Origin of the sequence: Micrococcus sp. TA1 (assembly GCF_014199555.1) — a bacterium.
In the GTDB taxonomy this organism is placed as follows: domain Bacteria; phylum Actinomycetota; class Actinomycetes; order Actinomycetales; family Micrococcaceae; genus Citricoccus.
The window spans coordinates 2,554,895-2,574,956 of sequence record NZ_JACHNW010000001.1; the positions used below are offsets into that span (position 1 = coordinate 2,554,895).

The 20,062-nt window shown below is 72.6% G+C and carries 16 protein-coding genes; 6 read left to right on the forward strand and 10 right to left on the reverse strand.

Features of this window, described 5'->3' with window-relative positions; translation table 11 throughout:
* Nucleotides 1-22: 22 nt before the first annotated feature.
* On the forward strand, nt 23-1,297 hold the full coding sequence (locus GGQ69_RS11260) for an Ig-like domain-containing protein (RefSeq protein WP_183528044.1): 1,275 nt from the start codon (nt 23-25) through the stop codon (nt 1,295-1,297).
* A 74-nt stretch (nt 1,298-1,371) separates the two neighbouring features.
* Nucleotides 1,372-1,656: a hypothetical protein gene (locus GGQ69_RS11265; protein WP_183528045.1), complete on the forward strand. Its 285-nt coding sequence runs from the start codon at nt 1,372-1,374 to the stop codon at nt 1,654-1,656.
* Nucleotides 1,657-1,678: 22 nt separating this feature from the next.
* Here the strand turns inward: GGQ69_RS11265 and GGQ69_RS11270 are convergent, their stop codons facing one another.
* Nucleotides 1,679-2,980, reverse strand: a complete 1,302-nt coding sequence (locus tag GGQ69_RS11270) for an MFS transporter (RefSeq protein WP_221243392.1) — start codon at nt 2,978-2,980, stop codon at nt 1,679-1,681.
* Nucleotides 2,981-3,084: 104 nt separating this feature from the next.
* Here GGQ69_RS11270 and GGQ69_RS11275 point away from each other — a divergent pair, with 104 nt between their 5' ends.
* Nucleotides 3,085-4,302 (forward strand): MFS transporter, encoded by a 1,218-nt coding sequence (locus GGQ69_RS11275; protein ID WP_255459490.1) that lies wholly within the window; start codon nt 3,085-3,087, stop codon nt 4,300-4,302.
* Here the strand turns inward: GGQ69_RS11275 and GGQ69_RS11280 are convergent.
* The 5 genes from GGQ69_RS11280 to GGQ69_RS11300 all read right to left on the reverse strand — a co-directional run bounded on the left by GGQ69_RS11280 (nt 4,297) and on the right by GGQ69_RS11300 (nt 9,157).
* Entirely contained in the window at nt 4,297-4,848 is a 552-nt protein-coding gene (locus GGQ69_RS11280; RefSeq protein WP_183528049.1) for a hypothetical protein, read from the reverse strand. The genes GGQ69_RS11275 and GGQ69_RS11280 overlap by 6 nt on opposite strands.
* A gap of 9 nt (nt 4,849-4,857) precedes the next feature.
* Complete coding sequence (locus GGQ69_RS11285; RefSeq protein WP_183528610.1) at nt 4,858-6,171, reverse strand: MFS transporter; 1,314 nt, start codon at nt 6,169-6,171, stop codon at nt 4,858-4,860.
* Between the two features lie 41 nt (nt 6,172-6,212).
* The gene (locus GGQ69_RS11290; protein WP_183528612.1) at nt 6,213-7,388 is read right to left on the reverse strand and encodes an amidohydrolase; all 1,176 of its coding nucleotides are present in this window, start codon (nt 7,386-7,388) and stop codon (nt 6,213-6,215) included.
* A gap of 202 nt (nt 7,389-7,590) precedes the next feature.
* Nucleotides 7,591-8,325 carry a hypothetical protein gene (locus tag GGQ69_RS11295; RefSeq protein ID WP_183528051.1) on the reverse strand — a complete coding sequence of 245 codons (735 nt, stop codon included), beginning with the start codon at nt 8,323-8,325 and terminating at the stop codon, nt 7,591-7,593.
* Nucleotides 8,326-8,380: 55 nt separating this feature from the next.
* Entirely contained in the window at nt 8,381-9,157 is a 777-nt protein-coding gene (locus GGQ69_RS11300) for a DUF5058 family protein (protein ID WP_183528053.1), read from the reverse strand.
* Between the two features lie 154 nt (nt 9,158-9,311).
* On the opposite strand from GGQ69_RS11300, the gene GGQ69_RS11305 reads away from it, so the two are divergent.
* Nucleotides 9,312-10,337 (forward strand): Lrp/AsnC family transcriptional regulator, encoded by a 1,026-nt coding sequence (locus tag GGQ69_RS11305; RefSeq protein WP_183528054.1) that lies wholly within the window; start codon nt 9,312-9,314, stop codon nt 10,335-10,337.
* Between the two features lie 4 nt (nt 10,338-10,341).
* Here the strand turns inward: GGQ69_RS11305 and GGQ69_RS11310 are convergent, their stop codons facing one another.
* Nucleotides 10,342-10,854, reverse strand: coding sequence for a DUF3237 domain-containing protein (locus tag GGQ69_RS11310; RefSeq protein ID WP_183528056.1), 513 nt, complete (start codon nt 10,852-10,854; stop codon nt 10,342-10,344).
* A gap of 111 nt (nt 10,855-10,965) precedes the next feature.
* On the opposite strand from GGQ69_RS11310, the gene GGQ69_RS11315 reads away from it, so the two are divergent.
* Both GGQ69_RS11315 and GGQ69_RS11320 read left to right on the forward strand, forming a co-directional pair.
* Entirely contained in the window at nt 10,966-12,294 is a 1,329-nt protein-coding gene (locus GGQ69_RS11315) for an MFS transporter (RefSeq protein WP_183528058.1), read from the forward strand.
* Nucleotides 12,295-12,336: 42 nt separating this feature from the next.
* Nucleotides 12,337-13,242 (forward strand): LysR substrate-binding domain-containing protein, encoded by a 906-nt coding sequence (locus tag GGQ69_RS11320; protein WP_183528060.1) that lies wholly within the window; start codon nt 12,337-12,339, stop codon nt 13,240-13,242.
* Between the two features lie 9 nt (nt 13,243-13,251).
* Here the strand turns inward: GGQ69_RS11320 and GGQ69_RS11325 are convergent, their stop codons facing one another.
* From GGQ69_RS11325 to GGQ69_RS11335, 3 genes are all read right to left on the reverse strand, one after another.
* On the reverse strand, nt 13,252-15,270 hold the full coding sequence (locus GGQ69_RS11325; RefSeq protein ID WP_183528062.1) for an FMN-binding glutamate synthase family protein: 2,019 nt from the start codon (nt 15,268-15,270) through the stop codon (nt 13,252-13,254).
* 168 nt (nt 15,271-15,438) lie between these two features.
* Nucleotides 15,439-15,996, reverse strand: coding sequence for a thioesterase family protein (locus tag GGQ69_RS11330; protein ID WP_183528614.1), 558 nt, complete (start codon nt 15,994-15,996; stop codon nt 15,439-15,441).
* Between the two features lie 208 nt (nt 15,997-16,204).
* Nucleotides 16,205-20,008, reverse strand: coding sequence for a bifunctional proline dehydrogenase/L-glutamate gamma-semialdehyde dehydrogenase (locus GGQ69_RS11335; RefSeq protein ID WP_183528064.1), 3,804 nt, complete (start codon nt 20,006-20,008; stop codon nt 16,205-16,207).
* Nucleotides 20,009-20,062: the final 54 nt, after the last annotated feature.

Consider the following 20,062-nt stretch of genomic DNA (forward strand, 5'->3'; position numbering starts at 1 on the left):
TTCAGAGCCGGGGGGCACCTGAATGACCACCACTGCCCACCGACTGGCAACCCCACATCGTCCACGCAACGCGCGCCCTCTGCTGAGCCGTGTCGCCGCCGTCGGGTGCAGCACCCTCCTGGCCGCCACCGCGCTGACCGCCCCGGCCGCCGCCACCGGCACCGAGTCGCCCGCGCCCGAGGGTTCGCCCTCCACCTCCCCCACCGTGGCAGCGACGCCGAACCAGGCCCCGCAACTGACGTGCGGCGGGGTGATGACGCAGAACGGCTCCACCGAGTCCATCCGGGTCAGCGTCTCGGACCCGGACGGGGACCCGGTCACGCTCCGCGCCGACGTCTCCATGCTCGGGGTGCAGCCCACCGTCGCCGGCCACGTCATCACCTATGCGGCTCCGGCCGGTGCGACCGGTCAGGACAACTTCGCCGTCATCGCCTCCGACGGGCGGGGCGGTGAGGCCCATTGCGAGATCGGCGTGCTCGTCCAGCCCGGTGCCGCCAGCCCGACGCCGACCCCTACACCGACACCCACTCCCACGCCGCCGCCCGGACCCGCTGATCCGACCCCGGAGCCCACGACGGCCGCCCCCACACCGACCCCGGTTCCCGAGCCCACCAGCGAGGCACCGGCGCCCGGGGACTCCCCCACCCCGACGCCGACGTCCCGTCCGTCCTCACCCGGCACCACCACTGCCCCCGCCACGCCGGGTGACGGATCCGATGACGAGACCGGCACGCTCCCGGGCGGCGCGTCGCCGGCCCCCGGAGCGGGCGATGACGCGGATTCCGGGGCGGTCACGCCCGGTGGCGCGGTCACGCCCGGTGGCGCCGACCGGCCCCGCCCCGGTTCGGAGGGGGCCGGCGGGGACTCGGGCGGCGAGGAGACGGCCACCGATGCAGTCCCCACCGAGGGTCCCACCGGTGGCCCGGCCGTCGTCCTGCCCCCGCGTCCCGCCCCCGCGGCGGGCAGTGGTGCACCGTGGGCAGGAGTGGTCCCGAGTGAACTCGGTGCGGGGTCCAAGCGCGTCCTGGAGGACGCCGAGAGGCTGCTCGACGGCCTCGGCACCGGTCAGGCCGCCGACGGGGGTGGCACCGGGGCCGGTGGGCCGCAGGTAGGCACCCCGGACTCCACAGCTTCCGCAGCGGATGAGGACCGGGACGCCGCGGCCGACGCGGTCCACGTGGACCGGACGGCCGGGACCGGTGCGAGCGGGTGGCTGTTCGGTGGCGTCGGCACGCTGATGATCGCCCTTGTCGGTCTGGCCTTGATGGCCCTGCCGCGCGGGCGCCGCCGACACTAGACTGGAACCACGATGCGGCCGATGGAGGCGGATCAGCCCACTCTCCGGGCCGCCCGAGATCGAGGAGGTCCGTGTTGGCCCGCTACGAAGACGAACTCGAACAGCAGTTCATCGAGGAGCCGGAGAACGATCTGGAGGAACCGGCCGACGGCCGCGACGGCACCGTCGACTTCGGCTCGTCGGATGACCCGGACACCCTGGACGCGATCGACCCCCTGCGCCGGGACACCTTCCTGCTGGACGGTGACGAGGACTACAACGGCATCCCGGACTACCAGGAGGGCGGCCCCGAGGAACCCGGAGCCGATCCCGATGCGGACGGCGAATGGGACGGCGAGGAGGACGAGAACGAGGACTGAGCCCCGTCGGGGCTGAGCCCCCTCAGGACCCGTTCGCCCCCGGGGTGTCCGGGCCGGGTGTGTTCGGGCCGGTGTGACGGCCCAGGATCCGTTCGAGCCCGGAGAGCCCGAGCACCGCACAGGCGAACCACACGCCTCCGGCCGGACCGAGTGGTGCGGCGACGACGCCGGCCACGACCGGCAGGACCACCTGCCCGAGGCGGTTCCCGACCAGGCGCAGGCCGAGTGCGGCGCCGCGCCAGTCGGCCGGGACCGCCTGCGCGATCAGGGTCATCGTCAGGGGCTGGCCCAGCCCGAGGAACGACCCGCCCACGGCCATCAGCACGGCCGCCAGCCACAGCGCGCCCAACGGTTCCAGGGCCAGGGGCACCAGTCCGATCGTCACCGCGGAGACCAGCAGCGCGGCCAGCACCAGCGTGTTCCGGGACCAGCGGGCGGTGAACCACGACAGGAAGATCCTGGACAGCACGGACCCGGCCCCGCGCACGGCCAGCAGGACGCCCACCCACAGCGGTGAGACCCCGGCCGCCTCGCCCACGAGCGGCATGAATGCCGTCAGGATGTCGATGACGGCCAGCAGGGCCAGGGCGGCGAGCATGTGGGAGGGCACCCCGGGCACCCGGAGGATGCGCGGCGCCGTCGCCTTCTGCGCCGTGGGCTGAGCGGCGGTCGCGTCGACGGCGCCGCCGGGCCGGGAGTCCGCGGCCGGCGTCGGGTCCGGAGCGGTCTGGGCGCGCAGGGAGAACATGACGGGCACGGCCAGCAGGGAGATGCCCGCGCCGAGCCACAGGGCCCAGGTGATCTCCTCGTCCAGTCCGCCCCCGGTGGCCGCCTGGGCCAGCGGGACGTTGCCGAGGATGAGTCCGGACAGCAGGGGGCCGGCCATCTGGCCGACGGAGAACGCCGCCGTGAACCAGCCGAAGGCCGCGTCCATCATCTCCCGGGGAGCCCGCCGGCCGATGGCGGCCTGGCCGGCGATCGTGAAGACGAGATGGCCCATGCCCAGCAGCGCCGAGGCCGCCATGATCATCACCACCGAGTTCCCCCAGGCCAGGGCGGCCCCGGCCAGGGACATCACGAGGGCGCCGAGGGCGATCATGCCGCGCAGGGAGGGCAAGCGGCCGGTGACCCGGCCCAGCCACATGGCGCTCACCAGCGGCACGATCGCATAGGCGGCGGTCGCCAGGCCCACGGCGGTCTCGTCCGCGCCCAGGGTCAGGAGCTTGTAGCTGGTGACCGGACGCAGCAGGTTCAGCGCGGTCTGCGTCAGGATCGCGGCGACGACCATGAGCCAGAGCCAGGTCAGGGAGCCGCGTTTCGCCATGACCACCAGCGTAGACCGCGCTCCGACCTCGGACGGGGGGAACTAGGATGCCTACGAACCGTGTCGTCCACGGCTCATCCCCCGCCCAGGAAGGCCAGTGATCCATGCCCCCCGCCAGTGCGGTTCCCCCCGGACCGAGCCGGTTGTGGAGCCGGGACTTCATCCTCGCCTCACTGACCAACCTGTTCCTGGCCATGGTGTTCTACCTCCTGGTCACGGTCATGGCCCTGTACGCCGTGGACCGGTTCCAGGCCTCGGACGCGATGTCCGGGCTCGCGGTCGGCGCCTACGTCCTGGGCGCGGTGTTCGCCCGGCTGCTCACCGGCCAGGCCATGGACTCCCTCGGCCGGCGCAGGGTGCTCATCGGCGCCCTGATCGCCTTCCTGCTCGCCTCGACGCTGTACCTGCTGGCGAATACGCTCGCGCTGCTGATCACCGTGCGCTTCGTCCACGGGATCGCCTTCGGCGCGGCCGCCACCGTCCTGGCCGCCTCAGTGATCGGCCTGATCCCGCGCCACCGCCGCAGCGAGGGCACCGGCTGGTTCGGCACGTCCACCACGGCCGGTTCCGCGTTCGGGCCGTTGCTGGCCTTCCAGCTCACGGACGCCTTCGGGTTCGATTCCCTGTTCCTGGCCTGTACCGTCTTCTCGCTCTTCGGCCTCGCGGCCGGACTGGTGGTCCGGCTGCCCGCGCCGCCCCGGCCAGATAGCTCGGGACCGCGACTGCGCTTCTCCGTCCGCGGGATGCTCTCCCCGCAGGCCCTGCCCGTCTCGATCGTCATCCTGCTGGCCGGGACCGCCTTCTCGGGGGTGCTGGCCTTCCTCAACGGCTACGCCCAGCAGGAGGGCATCAGCCCGACCGTGGCCAGCTCCTTCTTCCTGATCTACGGCACCGTCCTGGTGGCGACCCGCTTCGTGGTCGGGCCGATCCACGACCGCTTCGGCGACAACGCCGCCGTCGTCCCGCTCCTGGTGTCCTTCATGATCGCCCTCGCGGTGCTCGCCGCCTGGCCCGTGCCCGCGGGGATCTTCGCGGCGGCGGCACTGACGGCCATCGGCTTCGGCGCCCTGCTCACGAGCCTGCAGGCGATCGCCGTCACGGTGGTGCCGCCCCTGCAGATCGGGGTGGCCACCTCGACCTACTTCATCATGCTCGACCTCGGCATCGGCCTCGGCCCGGTGATCCTGGGGGCCCTGCTGCCTGTCACCGGTTATTCCGGCATGTACCTCGCGCTGGCCTGCCTGATGGCCCTCACCATCGGCGTGTACTGGCTGGTCCACGGCCGCCGGCCCGCGGCCCGGCGGCGGACCCGCGGGTCATGATCGCGGGGCGGCGCCCGGGTGGGTCCCCGGCCCGACGACGGCGCGCGCGGCGGCCAGCACGAGAGCACCCAGGACGAGGATGAGCACCACCTCCGCCCCCACGTAGAGGTAGTGGGTGAGGGACCCGCCCTCGGACTCCCCGGCCAGCACGGCATCGGTCCGCTCGTTCAGGAACGGGCGGATCACGGCGACCTTGACCACCAGCACGGCGGTGGCCGCCCAGCCCAGGGCCCAGAGCCGCTGCCGGCCGGGCCGGCCCAGGCACCTCCACAGCGCCACGAGCAGCAGCACGGCCAGCACGATCTCGACGATGTTCATCGCCAGGAAGACCCGGCGTCCGATGCCCAGGCCCAGCGGGATCGTGATCCCCGGGGCCGTGAACTTCAGCGGCGCCTCGATCAGGGAGATCCCGGCGATCAGCCCCAGCCACACCGAGGGCACCACCAGCAGCGCCGTGCGCGCCCAGAGGGGGCCACCGGCGGGTGCAGGGGCCTCGGCCGCGGCGGGACGAGGGGGACGGTGCGGGCTGGCGCCGGGGGTGTCCATGGGCAGAGTCTAGGCCGGTGTCACCCGTGACCGCGGCTGGCGGCGGCCGTGCGCGCGCAGGAACAGGGCCATGCCGAAGCAGCCCACGTACATCACCGCGATGACCAGCCAGCCGATCGAGAAGTCCCCGGTGAGGTCCCGCAGGGCGCCCATCACCAGCGGGCCCAGGGCGAAGCCGGAGTACATGCCCATCGAGTTGATGCCGGAGGCGGCGCCGATCCGCTCCGGGGCCACCACCTGCATCAGGCCCGCGTTGATGACCACGTTCGCCCCGAGCACCGTGACACCGTGCAGGGCCGCACCCGCCCAGATCAGGGCCGGCAGGTGCCACAGCCCGGCGGCCAGGAACGCGGCGACCCCGGACAGGGCGCCGGCCGAGATCATCAGCAGCAGCGTCGAGGCCTTGACGCCGGCCGACATCCGCCGGCCCCACCAGATGCGCGAGACCACGCCGATCACGCCGGACACCGCCGTGGCCACGCCGCCCAGGACGAGGGAGAAGCCCACCGCCTCCATGGAGAACAACGGCAGGTAGACGTTGGTCGCCTGCATGCCGAAACCGGACAGCAGCGCGATCGAGGCGAAGATCCACACCGTGGCCGGCAACCGGTCCGCCGACGGCCCGTCCGGGTCCTCGGCCCGGGCATCGCCGGGGGCGGCCGGCGTCGTGCTCTCCGGTCCGGGCCCGGACCGTGCCTCCCGCGCGGCCCGGGCCGCCAGCTCGCGCGGGGTGGGCACCACCGCAAGCCCGTAGGCCAGCAGCCCCAGGGCCACCAGCGCGGCACCGAGCGCGGCACCGGTCCAGCCGAGCCACAGGGACACGGCCGGGAAGAACAGGCCGGAGAACAGCTGGGAGGCCTGCACGCCGGATTGCTTGACGCCGATCCAGCCGGCCCGCCTCACCGGGGGCACGGCGCGGATGATGATGCGGTTGGTGGTGGGGTTGGAGATGGCCTGGGCCGGTCCGGCGAGCACGGCCGCGAACAGCAGCACCCAGTAGTGCGCGGCGAACGCCCCGACCACCAGGGCCACGGCGGTGCCCGCGAAGATCAGCACGAGCTGCGCCCGGGCGCTCATCCGGTCGGCCAGCCGGCCCAGGTAGATGCTGGAGATGGCGGCCGAGGCGAACACCACCGAGACCACGAGGCCGAGCTGGCCGGCCGAGATGCCCAGCTGGTCGATGATCAGGGCCGAGGACACGGAGACGCCGTAGTTGAACAGCGGTCCGACGCCCATCGCGCACAGCAGCACGAACAGCAGCGCGCCCGAGGCCCGGGTGCGGCGGTCGGGGTCGGCGGGCTGCGCGGGATCGGGTCGGGTCATCACCCGATGAGGATAGTCCTCGTCAGCGGGCTCCCCGCGGACTACGAACCGAGCCTGCTCCGGATCGCGGCGAGGGCCGCCGTCGCCGCCGTCCACAGGGTCGGCTCGGGCACGGGCACGAACCGCGGGGAGTGGTTGACGGGCATGGTGCCGGAGTCCACCGTCTCCTGGTCGAAGCCGCCGTAGAACCAGAACACGCTCGGCACGCCGAGTGCCCCCGGCAGGGTCCCGAAGTCCTCCGAGCCCATCATCGGCTCGGCGGCCCGCACGCGGTCCACCCCGAGGGCCCCGCGCAGCACCTCGGTCACGGCCTCGGTCTCGGCCGGGTCGTTGAAGTTCCGCGGGAAGCGGTAGAGCTGCTCGATCCTCGGCTCGGGGGCCCCAGAGGCGGCCGCCTCGGCGGTGATGATGCGCCGGACGGCGGCCAGCACGTGCTCGCGGACGTCATCGTCCATGGTGCGGATGTTCAGGGTGAACTCCGCGGTCGCCGGGATGATGTTCTCCTTCAGTCCGGCGTGGAAGGTGCCCACGGTCACGACGGCGGCGCGGCGCGGGTCGAGTTCCCGGGCCACGATGGCCTGCAGCCGGGTGACGATGTGCGCCCCCTGCACGATGGGGTCGATGGAGTCCTGCGGCTGGGAGCCGTGCGACTGCTCGCCGTAGAGCGTGACCTTGAGCGAGTCGGCGTAGGCCATCGCGGTGCCGGGGACGATCGCCACGGTCCCGGCCAGTCCGGGCATCACGTGCTGGCCGTAGACGACCTCGGGGCGGGGCGCCCTGTCCCAGATCCCGTCCTTCACCATGGCCGCCGCGCCGGCGGCCGTCTCCTCGCCGGGCTGGAAGATCAGCACCACGGTGCCGGACCAGCTGTCCCGGTCCGCGACCAGCACCTCGGCCGCGGTGATCAGCGCGGTGACGTGGGTGTCATGGCCGCAGCCGTGCATCACGGGCACCTCGGTGCCGTCCTCCAGGGTGCCGCGGGCGGTGGAGCGGTAGTCGACGTCGGAGTCCTCCTCGATCGGCAGGCCGTCCGTGTCCGCGCGGAAGCCGACCACGGGTCCCTCGCCGTTGCGCAGCACGCCCACCACCCCGGTGCCTCCGCAGCGGAAGTGCTCGATGCCGAGGGTGTCCAGATGGGCCTCGATGAACTCCGCGGTCCGGTGCTCCTGCATGGACAGTTCGGGGTTCGCGTGCAGGTGCCGGTAGAACTCCAGCATGCGGGCGCGCAGGCCCTCGTCGAGTCCGGCGGCCGGCGCCGGACCCGGTCCTGCGGCCGGTGTTGAGGCCGGCCCGGCGGACGAGCCGAGGGTCTGGAGCTGCTGGTCTGGGGTGGTCATCGCGGTTCCTCTCGCGGGGTCTGTGGGATGTTCGGCCGGTGCCCTGCACGGACACCTCGGATGCTACGGGGCGCGCACGCCGTCAGGGCACCTCGGGCGTGGCGTCCCGGCCCGTGCCCGCCTCGCGCTTGCGGACGAACCACCCGATCACCAGGGTGGTCAGCACCACGATCGCGGTGGCCACCATCGCCAGGGACGGCACGAGCGGCACGAGCACGAACAGCACCAGGACGGCGACCACGAAGGCCACGATGGTGGCCCGGACCTGCTTGAGGCTCACGATCGCCTGGATGATCACGGCACCCATGACCGAGGGCAGCACGTAGATGCGGACCACCTCGATGACGTCCGGCGGGATCACGCTGATCAGCCAGGTGCCCAGCAGCCCGACGAAGACGAACAGGGAGACCAGGTGGACGGCGGCGGCGCCGCAGATGGCCATCACCGCCGCGAGGCTGCCGCGCGGGGTTCCCGGCTTGGCGCCGATGCTGGACTGGGCGATCAGGGCGGCGGGCAGCAGCTTGTTGGAGATGTTGCCGATCATGAACGCCTGGTACATGGACGCCGAGCCGAGGATCGGGAAGTAGGTCAGCGGTTCGACCAGCCAGATGACGAAGAAGGTGCCGGCCACGGCGGCGAAGGCGGTGAACAGCTGGGTGGCGGTCACTCCGAGGTCGGCGAAGAAGACGAGGTAGAGCGGGCCGGCGAGGGAGAACACGAGCCCGGCGATCATGGTCAGCCGACCCCATCGGGACGTGGTGCGCTCGAACTCGCCCATGCCGGCGGTGGTCTGCGGGCCTGTGAGGGTGGCGGTCATGGAAGTCTCCTGGGATGTGCGTCAGCGGGAGGAAGCCGGAGGGGGAAGGGGTGGGTCAGCCGACCGGGCCGAGCCCGGCCGAGTGGGCCAGGTAGGCCGCCGTCAGCCCGACGAGGATGGCGATGCCCAGGCCCCATTCGCGCAGCCAGCGCAGTCCGGGGACCCGGGCCAGGACCAGGCAGAGGCCCATCACGGCCGCCGAGGTGAGCAGCGTGATCACGTGCACGGGGCTCTTGGGGACCTCCGCCAGGCCGAGGGAGATGAACGCCCCGAGCAGTGCCGCGGCCGGGACCACGGTCATCAGGGCGGGGTTGACCTTCTCCAGCTTGTGCCCGCCGCGCTGGAGCAGGGGCGTGAGGATGAGGGTGGCCAGCATCCACATGGCCCCGCCCATGCTCATGGCGAAGAACACGATGGCGAAGACCTGCGGGGTGTAGGTGGGCCCGCCCAGTTCCGCACCGGTGGTGCCGGCCGCGATACTCGCCGCCGCGGTCTCGAAGGACACCGATCCGATCAGGCCGATCCGCACCAGGGTGGCCGGCGTGCCGAACAGGGCCAGCAGGGCGATGGCGACCAGGACGACCGCCAGGGAGGGGCCGACCGCGGCGATCGCCCCGGTGCGGAAGGAGGTCCGCAACTCCTGCGGCGTCATCTCCACGGAGGGGGCCGCCTTGCGGGCCGCCTTCATGTAGATCACGGACTGGACCGCGACCACCAGGAACACGCCCAGGGCGCAGATCCACAGGACCGGGGTGTTGGCCAGCGCCAGGACGGGACTCGGCTCGGCGGCCGATGCCGCTGAGGCCGTGGCCAGTGCGGTGGTGGGGATCATGGGAACCTCCCGGTCGGGCCCGCCGGGCCCCCGGGACGCGAGGTCTGGGGTCGGCAGGATGCGGTGCAGGGTGTGGCTACCATTGTGGTGTGGCGTACATCACCCAGCGGGAAATCCCTGAGAATCTGCACACGAACCGGCCATAGAGGAGAAAGTGAACATCGAGACCCTGCTCACGGAAGAGGACCTCCAACTCGTCCACGCCCTCCAGCTCGGCCCCCGGTTGCCCTGGGGGGTGCTCGGCGAGGTCCTGGACGTGCACCCCACCTCGCTGGCCACCCGGTGGCGGCACCTGGAGCGCAGCGGCCTGGCGTGGATGACGGCGCACCCGGCGGGACACCCCGACCAGATGGCCCTGTCCTTCCACGACGTGCGGTGCGCGCCCGGCCGGCGGCGGGAGGTGGCCGAGGCGGTCGCGGGCATGCCCGACGTGTTCACCATCGAGGAGTGCCACCGGGACCGGGACCTGATGCTGACCGTCATCACGCCCAGCCAGGCGGTCCTCACCGAGTCGGTCTACCCGCAACTGGACCGCGTGCCCGGACTGGCCCGGTACGAGACCGCGTTCTGCACCCGGCTGCACGGCAGTGGCGGCAACTGGCAGCTCGACGCCCTCTCCCCCGACCAGCGGGCCGCCCTGCGCGCCGCCGCCGGCCCGCGCCCGGAGTCCTTCGCCCGCTACGTCACCCCGCCGCCGTCCTTCGGGCCGATCGTGCGCGCCCTGGGGCGCAACGCCCGCGCGACGGCGGCCCAGATCGCCGAGGAGACCGGACTGCACCCGGCCACCGCCCGGCGTCGGCTGCAGAAGGTCCTGGACAGCCGCACGCTGTCCTTCCGCTGCGAGGTCTCGCACCGGGCTGCGGGCTACCCCGTGGTCTGCCAGTGGTTCGCACGGCTGCCGGCCGCGGACCACGACGCCGCCGCGGCGGCCCTGTCCTCCCTCGGGGCCCTGCGGCTGTGCGCGTCCACCACGGGGCGGACGAACTTCACCTTCATGATGTGGCTGCGTTCCGCGGCGGACATCATGACGGTCGAGCAGGCCGCCTCGCGGCGACTGCCGGGCCTGGAGATCCGCGAGAGCGTGATCATCGCGAACATCCCCAAGCGCGTGGGCTGGCGCCTGGATCCGGACGGCGCCCGCACCGGGGAGTTCATCCAGCCCGGTTCCGCCTGGGACTGAGGCCTCAGCGCACCCGCCACAAATCGATGAGCACCCGGTCCGGCTCGCGCCGGCCCGAGCCGATCACGACGGTGGACTCCAGCCAGGCCCAGCGATCGCCGCTCACCTCGAAGCGCGGGCAGCACCGGAAGTAGATCCGCTCCGCCGGGACCTCCTCACCACGGACCAGGGCCGCGATGTCCTCGGCCGAGCCCGTGCGGTAGGCGGCGTTCATGACGAACAGGCGGTCGCCGTCGTCGGTCTCGATCACGTAGCGGGCGTCCAGGTCCGAGCTGGTGTCCGAGGTGATGAGCTGGAAGTCCGCCCCCGCCGGCAGGATCCGTCCGTTCAGCTCCGGCCCCGTCACGGTGCCGCCCGAGATCGGGATCACGCGCCGCAGGCCGGTGCGCGTCCGGCCCACCTCCACGGGGGCTGAGACCTCGACGGCGAGGCTGGCCAGGAACTCCAGGTGCGGAGGCGTGGGGGTGACCGCCCCGGAGGGTGCGGCCGGTTCGGGCAGGGTGGGGGTCTGGGTCATGGAAGCCAGCGTAGGTCGGGCCGGCCCGGGGGGCCATGCACATCCGGTGTGCATGCGATGCACGCAGATGTCCATTGAAGATGTCAACGATTCGGGCCGAGACTGGGTGACATGACTCACAGCACCGTCACCTCTCACCAGCCCCTGGACCGGGCGCCCCGCCGGTCCGGCCGGGGGCGGGACCTCGTCGCCGTCAACATCGGGAACGCGCTGGAATGGTTCGACTGGAACATCTACGCGATCTTCGCCCCGTTCTTCGCCGCCCAGTTCTTCCGGGCCGAGAATCCGGTCTCCAGCCTGCTGTCCACCCTGGCGGTGTTCGCGGTGGGCTTCCTCATGCGTCCGGTCGGCGGGTGGCTCTTCGGCCGGCTGGCCGATGAGAAGGGCCGCAAGTTCAGCCTGACGCTGGCCATCCTGCTGGCCTCGGCCGGTTCGCTGCTGATCGCCGTGGCCCCGACCTTCGACGCCGTGGGCGTGTTCGCCGGTGTCGTCCTGCTCGTGGCGCGGCTCGTCCAGGGCCTCTCCCACGGCGGTGAGACGGGCAGCGCCTTCACCTACCTGGCCGAGATCGCCCCGCGGGACCGCCGGGGCGTGTGGGCCTCCACCCCGTGGCTGGGCGTGGGCGTGGGCACCATGCTGGCCACCGGCATTGGCGTGCTGCTGACCGCCCTGCTGACCGAGGAGCAGATGGCGGGGTTCGGCTGGCGCATCCCGTTCGCCGTGGCGGCCGTGCTCGGCCTGTACGCCCTCTACATCCGCAAGACGATGAACGAGTCGGAGGTGCACACCGAGCGCAAGGCCCAGGACACGGCACAGCACGGGGAGCGGCGCCGGTCCCTGCGGGAGGTCGTCGGCGAGCTCGGCCGCGAGTGGAGGCCGCTGCTGCAGATCATCGGGCTGACCATCTCCGGGGTGGTGGCGTTCTACACCTGGTTCATCTTCGCGCCCGGTTACGCGTCCCGGGAGTTCGGCATGGACCCGAACGCCTCGCTGGTGGCCGGACTGTGCGGACAGGCGGTCTTCCTGGTGGCCATCCCCGTCATGGGCTGGCTCTCGGACCGGTTCGGCCGTCGACCGGTGCTGCTGGTCTTCGCCGCGGGCTTCGCGCTGCTGGCCTTCCCGCTGGAGTGGATGCTGGGCCCCAGTCCGGTCCTGCTGTTCCTCGCGATGGCCGCGGGGTCCGTCCTGCTGGCCGCCAACTGCGCGCCGCTGGGTGCGGTGTTCGCCGAACTGGTGCCCACCCGCCTGCGTGCCACCCTGATCGGGATCGGCTACGCCACCTCCGGGGCGATCTTCGGGGGCACCGCGCCGTACCTGAACACCTGGCTGTCCAGCATCGGGATGCACGGGGTGTTCGTGGGCTACATGATCGCCCTGTGCCTGATTAGCGTGGTGGTCATCATCAGGATGCCGGAGACCGCCCGCGGCGAGCTCCGCTGACCACGCCGGGCGGACCCGGCGGGAAGCCGAGGACCGTTGCGAGTGACCCTGCGCCAGCTCGAGCACTTCTGCGCGGTGGCCCAGACCGGCAGCATCAGCGCCGCGGCGGCCCGGCTGAGGGTGTCCAGGACCTCTGTGACCGAGGCCCTGGACGCCCTGGACCGCATCACGGGGACGGTGCTGTGCCGGCGGAGCAAGGCCGAGGGCGTCGTCCTGACCCTCTCGGGACAGGACTTCCTGGCCCGGGCCCAGTCCGTCCTCGACCAGGCTCGCGAGCTGGAGGAGATCGACGGCGAGCGCGCGCTGGGAGGCACCCTCGCCGTCGGGTGCTTCGGTTCGCTGGCCCCGACCGCCCTGCCCCTGCTGTGGTCCGAGTTCTCCCGCCGGCACCCCGACGTCACCGTGTCCGTCACCACCGGGGGCCGCCGTGAGCTCGTGGAGCAGTTGGGGCACGGAGTCCTGGACGTCGTGCTCGCCTACAACCTCCATGCCCTGCCGGGGGTGCAGTCCGCGCCCCTGTACGACACCACCATGTACGCCCTGCTCCCGGCGGACCACCGGCTGGCCCGCGCCGGCCGGGCACCGATCACCGAGCTGGCGGACGAGCCCCTGCTGCTCATGGACGTCTCCCCCAGCACCGAGGACATCCTGTCCTACTTCGCCCACCACGGCGTGACGCCCACGGTCCGCCTGACCACGCCCGGCTTCGAGCTGATCCGGTCCCTCGTCGCCCGCGGACTGGGATACTCCGTCTTCATCCAGCGCCCCCGGCAGGACGTGTCCTACGAGGGCCTGCCCGTGGCCTGCGTCCCGCTGGACCCGGTGCCCCACCTGGAGCGCGCGGCCATCGGCTGGTCCGAGCGCCGGCGGCTCCCGGCCCCGGGGCGGGCCTTCGTCACCGTGGCCCTGGGGCTCGCGGACCGGATCGCCCCGGCCCCGCTGGCCTGACCCGGGCCGTCAGTCGCCGGGGAGGCCCTCCGGGCGGGGCGCGTCACTGACCACGGGCGTGGACCCCGTCTGGGCGCGCCGGGTACCGCGGTCCTGCTGCGTGCCCTCGGTGGCCGGGCTGGCATCGCGCACCGGGGCGAGGCCGCCGGTGCGCGGTTGCGGCACGCCCCCGTCCGCGCCCCGGCCCCCGCCCTCGGCGGCACTGCGGCCGGCACCCGGGCGGTCCTTCGCGGCGGCCCCGCCGGCCCCCGTCCCGGCGCCCACCGGGACCTTCTCGCGGGGTGCCGCGCTGACGTCGGGTCCCTCCCCCGCGCCCGGCCCACCGGTGTCCTCGGCCTGGCGCGCGAGGGCCGCCAGCCGCAGGTCCCGCAGGGGCAGTGCGGAGGTCTCCACGGTAAGCTCGTCGCGCCACTGCGGTCCGGCCGCGGAGGGCAGGGGCGCGTGCTCGCCGAAGTGGTCCGGGTCCGCCTCGGCCCAGTCGGCGGCCCAGCCGCGCGGCGGGTCGGTGAGCAGTTCGTCCTCGCGCAGCCAGTGGTAGATCGAGGCGTAGGACCGGGTGGTCAGGTGGTCCACGCGCCGCCGCAGCATCCTCGTGGTGAGCTGGGACGGGTTCGAGACCCCCATCGAGGCCATCATCTGCACCGCCTCGCGCACGGTGAGCTTGTGGTAGTTGTGCACGCGGTGGGACTTGTCCTCCACGTCCAGGGCGCGCACGAGCCGCGGGTTCTGGGTGGCCACCCCCACCGGGCAGTGGTTGGTGTGGCACTTCTGGGCCTGGATGCAGCCGGTGGCCATCATCATGGCCCTAGCGCTCATGGTGAAGTCCGCGCCCTGGATCAGCCGCTTGACGATGTCCGAGCCGGAGATGATCTTCCCGGCCGCCCCGATCTTGATCATGTGCCGCAGGCCGGTGCCCACCAGGGCGTTGTGCACCAGCATCAGCCCCTCGGTCAGCGGGGTGCCCACGTTGTCCTGGTACTCGAGCGCGGCCGCGCCGGTGCCGCCCTCCGAACCGTCGATGATGATGTAGTCCGGGGCGATCCGCTCGGCCCACATCGCCTTGCACATCGCCAGCACGTCCGTGCGGGAGCCGACGCAGAACTTGATGCCGATCGGCTTGCCGCCGGAGAGCTCGCGGAGCCGCCCGATGAACCGCACCATCTCCCGCGGGGTGTGGAAGGCGGAGTGCGAGGCCGGGGAGATGCAGTCCACGCCGACCGGCACCTCGCGGGCCTCGGCGATCTCCTCGGTGACCTTAGCCGCCGGCAGCACACCGCCCAGCCCGGGCTTGGCGCCCTGGGAGAGCTTGATGGTGATGCCCTTGACCTCGGGCAACCGTGCCTTCTCGGCGAACCGCTCCGGGTTGAAGTGGCCGTCGTCGGTCCGGCAGCCGAAGTAGCCCGAGCCGATCTCCCAGAACAGGTCCGCCCCGTTGCCGCGGTGGAACTTGGTCAGCCCGCCCTCACCGGTCTCGTGGATGAACCCGCCCATGCCGGCGCCCTTGTTCATGGCCAGGACCGCGTTCTTGGACAGCGAGCCGAAGGACATCGAGGAGATGTTCAGCAGGGAGATGTCGTAGGGCTGGAGGCAGTCCGGGCCGCCGATGCGGACCGTGGGCAGGGGCTGGGGGGTCGGGACGGGGGCCGTGGAGTGCAGCAGGTACTCGTAGCCGATCCGGTTGGTGTCACGCTCGGTGCCGAAGGCCTTGTGGTCGTCCTGGCCCTTGGACCGGGAGTAGACCAGGGACCGCGCGTCCCGGTCGAAGGGCTTGCCGTCCACGTTCCGCTCGATGAAGTACTGCTGGATCTCCGGGCGGATCGACTCCAGCAGGTAGCGGGCGTGGCCGATCACCGGGAAGTTCCGCAGGATCGAGTGCCGGCGCTGCGTCATGTCCCACACCGCCAGCACGAGCAGCAGCAGCACGATCACGCCGAGGACGATCCAGGCCCAGAGGCCGACGAGGTAGGCGACCACCAGGACGAAGAGCAGGATCACCAGTCCACCGATGATCAGCAGGCGGTTGTTCATCCCCCCATGGTGCCACCGCTGGGCGCTGTGTCACATGGGGCGGGTGCCAACGTCACGGGAGGCCCCGACATCACAGGGGGCGCAGGCGCCACAGGGGGGGCACGTGCCGGCGTCACATGGGGTGGGCGTCGGTGACACGGGGCCGGGTGTCGCCCGCCGCCGGGAGGCTCACCAGAGGTGCGGGGCCGGACGACGGGACCCGGGCAGGGCGACGTCGACGCGCCACTCGTGCAGCCACTCCGGCAGGACCAGGTCCGCCGGGACGTCCTCACTGAGCCCGTCGCGGACCGCGGCGATGATCTCCTCGTTGGACACGGGCCCGTCGGGGCCGACGAGGCGCGAGGCCACGTAACCCCGGGCGCAGACCTGACCGTCCACGACGAAGCGCTGCTCGAGCCAGATGCACTTGTCGTCCAGCCCGATGATGCGGGTCTCGAGCGAGTATCCCTGCCACAGGGTGATCGACGCGCGGAACGCGATCTGCTCGGCCTGCACCACCGGGGTCCACCCCTTGCGGCGGAACAGGTCCCACGCGCCCGAGCGGACCATCAGGTCGAACCGGCCCAGGTCCATGAGGGAGAGGTACATGCCGTTGTTGACGTGCATCGCGATGTCGATGTCCGTAGGCAGGGCCCTCAGCGGCAGGGAGGAACTGTCCCAGATGCTCAGCCGGGAGCGGCGCCGGGAGGTGATGAGCAGCAGCAGGGTGCGCAAGAGCAGGTGCATGGGATCCATGCTCGCACGAGATGTTACCCATCGGTAGGGTCGTGCTTCCCAGTTCCTGCCACGTCGAATCATGCCCTGCTGGACGGCTCATCCCGGTAGGCGGGAGGAGACGTCCAGCAGGGCATGACGAACACCCGGAGCCGCCCGGAGCCTGCCGGATCCAGCGGCAGGACCGGCGGGCGCTTCGGCGGGCGGGCCCGCGGCGGGGTCAGAGCAGGTGGTCGGTGAGGTGGTCCGGGGTGCCGAAGCGGTGGGCGGTGATGGAGATCGCCTGCTCGTGCAGGAAGGGCAGCAGCTCCACGTCCCCCGCGGACACCACCGGCCCGGCGTAGACGGCCAGGTCCGGCGAGCCGTCCACCGCCTCGTGCAGGGCGAGGACGGCGGCCCGCGACAGTTCCGCCGCGACCTCCCCGCCGATCTCGACGGTACCGGCCGCATCCGCGTCGCCGCCCGCGGGACCCGCCCCCCAGTCCAGGACCATCCGCACCCGGGGATCGCCGCTGCCCTCGGCCGAGGGTGGCAGCTGGGCCAGCTGGCGGGCGCGGGCGTGGAAGGCGGAGGTCGTCTCCACCTGGACGTCCACGGGCGCCCCGGACTCGACCAGGAAGTCCAGCACCTCGGCGGCCAGCGGCTCGGGGGTGCTCAGGGTCAGCGGCCCGCCCGCGCGCAGTCCGGCGGCGAGCACACGCAGCAGGTACGCCAACGGCCCGGACTCCCAGCGGATCAGGACGGGCACCGGCAGGTACCGCAGCACGTTGCGCTCGGCCGTCAGGCCGGAGACGTCCCGGGCCACGCCGAATTGTTCCTGCCATGCCACCGCGTCCAGGCCCACCGCCCGGGTCAGCCAGGCCAGTTCGGTGTCGTCGAGGTCCTCGGCCACCTCGTCCACGAGCCGGCGGGCCGGGCTGTCGTCGGCGCGGGCCGCCGCGTCCGCCACGACCACCGCGCCACCCGGCACCCCACCCGTGGAATCCCCCAAGGGGGCCCCCGTGCCCGTCACGACAGCCGTGCCACCCGTCACGGCCACCGCGCCGTCCGGCACGTCCTCCCAGCCGCCGAGTCCGTGCAGGTAGTGCGGGCCTCCGGCCTTCGTCCCGGCGCCCACGGAGGAACGCTTCCACCCGCCGAAGGGCTGGCGGCGCACGATCGCCCCGGTGATTCCCCGGTTGACGTAGAGGTTGCCGGCGTGGACGTGCTCGAGCCAGTACCCGATCTCCTCGTCGTCCAGGGAGTGCAGGCCGCTGGTGAGGCCGTAGTCCACGGCGTTGACCAGCTCCACGGCGTCCTCCAGGGTCGCCGCGGTCATCACGCCCAGCACGGGTCCGAAGTACTCGGTCAGGTGCGCGTCGGCCCCGGGCTGCACGCCCGAGCGGATGCCGGGGCTCCACAGCCGCCCGCTGGCGTCCAGCGGCCGCGGCTGCAGCGCCCACCGCTCCCCCGGGCCCAGCCGGGTCAGCCCGCGCTCGAGCTTCTCCCCGGGCGCCTCGATCACCGGTCCCATCTGGGAGCGCGGGTCCTCCGGGTAACCGACGGTCAGGGACGAGGCGGCGTCCAGCACCTGGCGGTGGAACCGCTTCGACGTGGCCACGGAGCCGACCAGGATCACCAGGGAGGACGCCGAGCACTTCTGCCCCGCGTGCCCGAACGCGGAGTGGACCACGTCCTTCGCGGCCAGGTCGAGGTCGGCCGAGGGCGTCACGATGATCGCGTTCTTCCCGGAGGTCTCCGCCAGCAGGGGCAGGTCGGGCCGGAAGGACCGGAACAGCCGGGCGGTGTCGTGACTGCCGGTGAGGATGACGCGTTCCACGTCCGGGTGGGTGATGAGTTCCTTCCCGACGACGGCCTCGTCCTCGGCGTCGATCGTCACGAGGGTGACCAGGTCGGCGGCGACGGCGGCCGCCTCCTGCTCGTTCCAGACCTCGCGCCCCGGGCCCGCACCGAGGCCGGCCAGTCCGGCGCGCAGCCCCTCGACGATGGCGGCATGGGCCACCGCCCCCGTCCGCGCGGACTGCGAGGCGGGCTTGAACACCACGGGTGCCCCGGCCGCCAGTCCGGCGAGCACGCCGCCGGTGGGGATGGCCACGGGGAAGTTCCACGGCGGGATGACCAGCACGAGCCTCGGGGACACGTATCGGGCGCCCTCCACCTCGTCCAGCCCACGGGCCAGCCGGCCGTAGTAGCGGGCGAAGTCCACGGCCTCGGAGACCTCGGGATCGCCCTGGTCCAGGGTCTTGCCGGTCTCGGCGGCGGCCACCTCGAGCAGTTCGGCGCGCCGCGCCTCGAGCGCGTCGGCCACGGCGTTCAGCACGCTCTCGCGCTGGGCTCCGGTCAGGGTGCGCCACGCCTGCCCCGCGTCCACGGCTCTCCCGACGGCGGCCCGCACCTCACCGGAGTTGCGCGCCCGAGCGCCGGCCACCTCCGCGACCCCCAGCTGCGAGCCGGGGATGGCCCGGATGATGCGGCGCGCCCAGTCCCGGTTCGCCGCCAGCGAGGGGTCGGTGTCCGGGGCGTTGGCGAAGCCGTCCACCGGCTGGGGGACCGTTCCCCGGGCCGCCTCGGGATCCGCCGCCGAGCGGTCCTGGGTGCGGTTCGGCGTCGGGATGGCGTTGTCCAGGCCCGCCACGGACGCGAGGAACCTCGCCTCCTCGCGGGCGAAGAGCTCCGGGTCGGAGTCGAGCTCGAAGACGGCGGACATGAAGTTCTCCTGGCTGGCGCCCTCCTCGAGGCGGCGGATGAGGTAGGCGATCGCGACGTCGAACTCGTGCGGGTGCACCACGGGGGTGTAGAGCAGCAGCGAGCCGACGTCCTTCTTCACCGCCTCGGCCTGACCGGTGGCCATGCCCAGCAGCATCTCGAACTCGACGTCCGGGCGGCGGTCTCCCACCTGCTGGGTGCTGAGCCCGCGCTCCTGCACCAGCAGCCAGGCCAGGGCGATGTCGAAGAGGTTGTGCCCGGCCACCCCGATCCGCACGTGGCGCGTACGCTCCTCCGTCAGGGCGTAGTTGAGCACGCGCTTGTAGTTGGTGTCGGTGTCCTGCTTGGACGCGCAGGTCGCCGCGGGCCAACCGGTCAGCGAGGCCTGGACGTGCTCCATCGGCAGGTTGGCGCCCTTGACCACGCGGACCTTGATGGGGGCGCCCCCCTCGGCCACGCGCCGGGCGGACCACTCCTGCAGCCGGATCATGGCGTCCAGGGCGTCGGGCAGGTAGGCCTGCAGCACGATCCCGGCCTCCAGGGTGCGCAGCTGCGGGGTGTCCATCAGGCCCATGAACACGGCCAGTGTCATGTCGAGGTCGTGGTACTCCTCCATGTCCAGGTTGATGAACGTGGACCCGGCGGGGGTGCCGGCCTGGGAGGCGGCCAGCTCGTAGAGCGGCAGCAGGGACTCGGTGACCTCGGCGACGGCCTCCTCGAACGCCCAGGGGCTGTGCGGGGCGGTGGCGGCGGAGACCTTGACGGAGACGTAGTCGACGTCGTCGCGCTCGATGAGCGTGCGGATCCCGGCCATGCGTCTGGCGGCCTCGCCCCGTCCGAGGATGGCCTCGCCGAGCAGGTTGATGTTCAGCCGGGTGCCGGGGGTCCTCAGCTTCCGGATGGCCGGGCCGAGACGGTCCTCGGTGGCGTCCACGATCAGGTGGGAGACGAGCTCGCGCAGCACCGTCCGGGCCGCGGGAACGGCCAGCTGCGGCACCACCGGGGCCACCCGGCCCCCGGCGCCCATCGCCGCCCGCATGGGCCAGGGCAGGAAGCCGGGGGTGCGCGGGGCCAGGTCCCGCAGTGCCTCGGCGGCGATGGCCGGGTCCTCCGGCCGCACCACGCGGTCCACGAACCCGACCGTGAAGTCCAGTCCGTCCGGGTCCTTCAGCACGCCGGCCAGCTGCCGGGCGGAGAAGGTGGTCGGGTGGTTCCGGGCCTCGCGCAGCCAGGTGCGGACCTGCTCGACGGCGGCCGGGGCCAGGGCCTTGAGCGGCGCGGGATCGGGGACCACCGGGTGGGAGACGTGGATGCTCATACCGATATTGTTCTCCGTCACATCCTGCACCACCAGCGAACGTTTCCGCAGGGT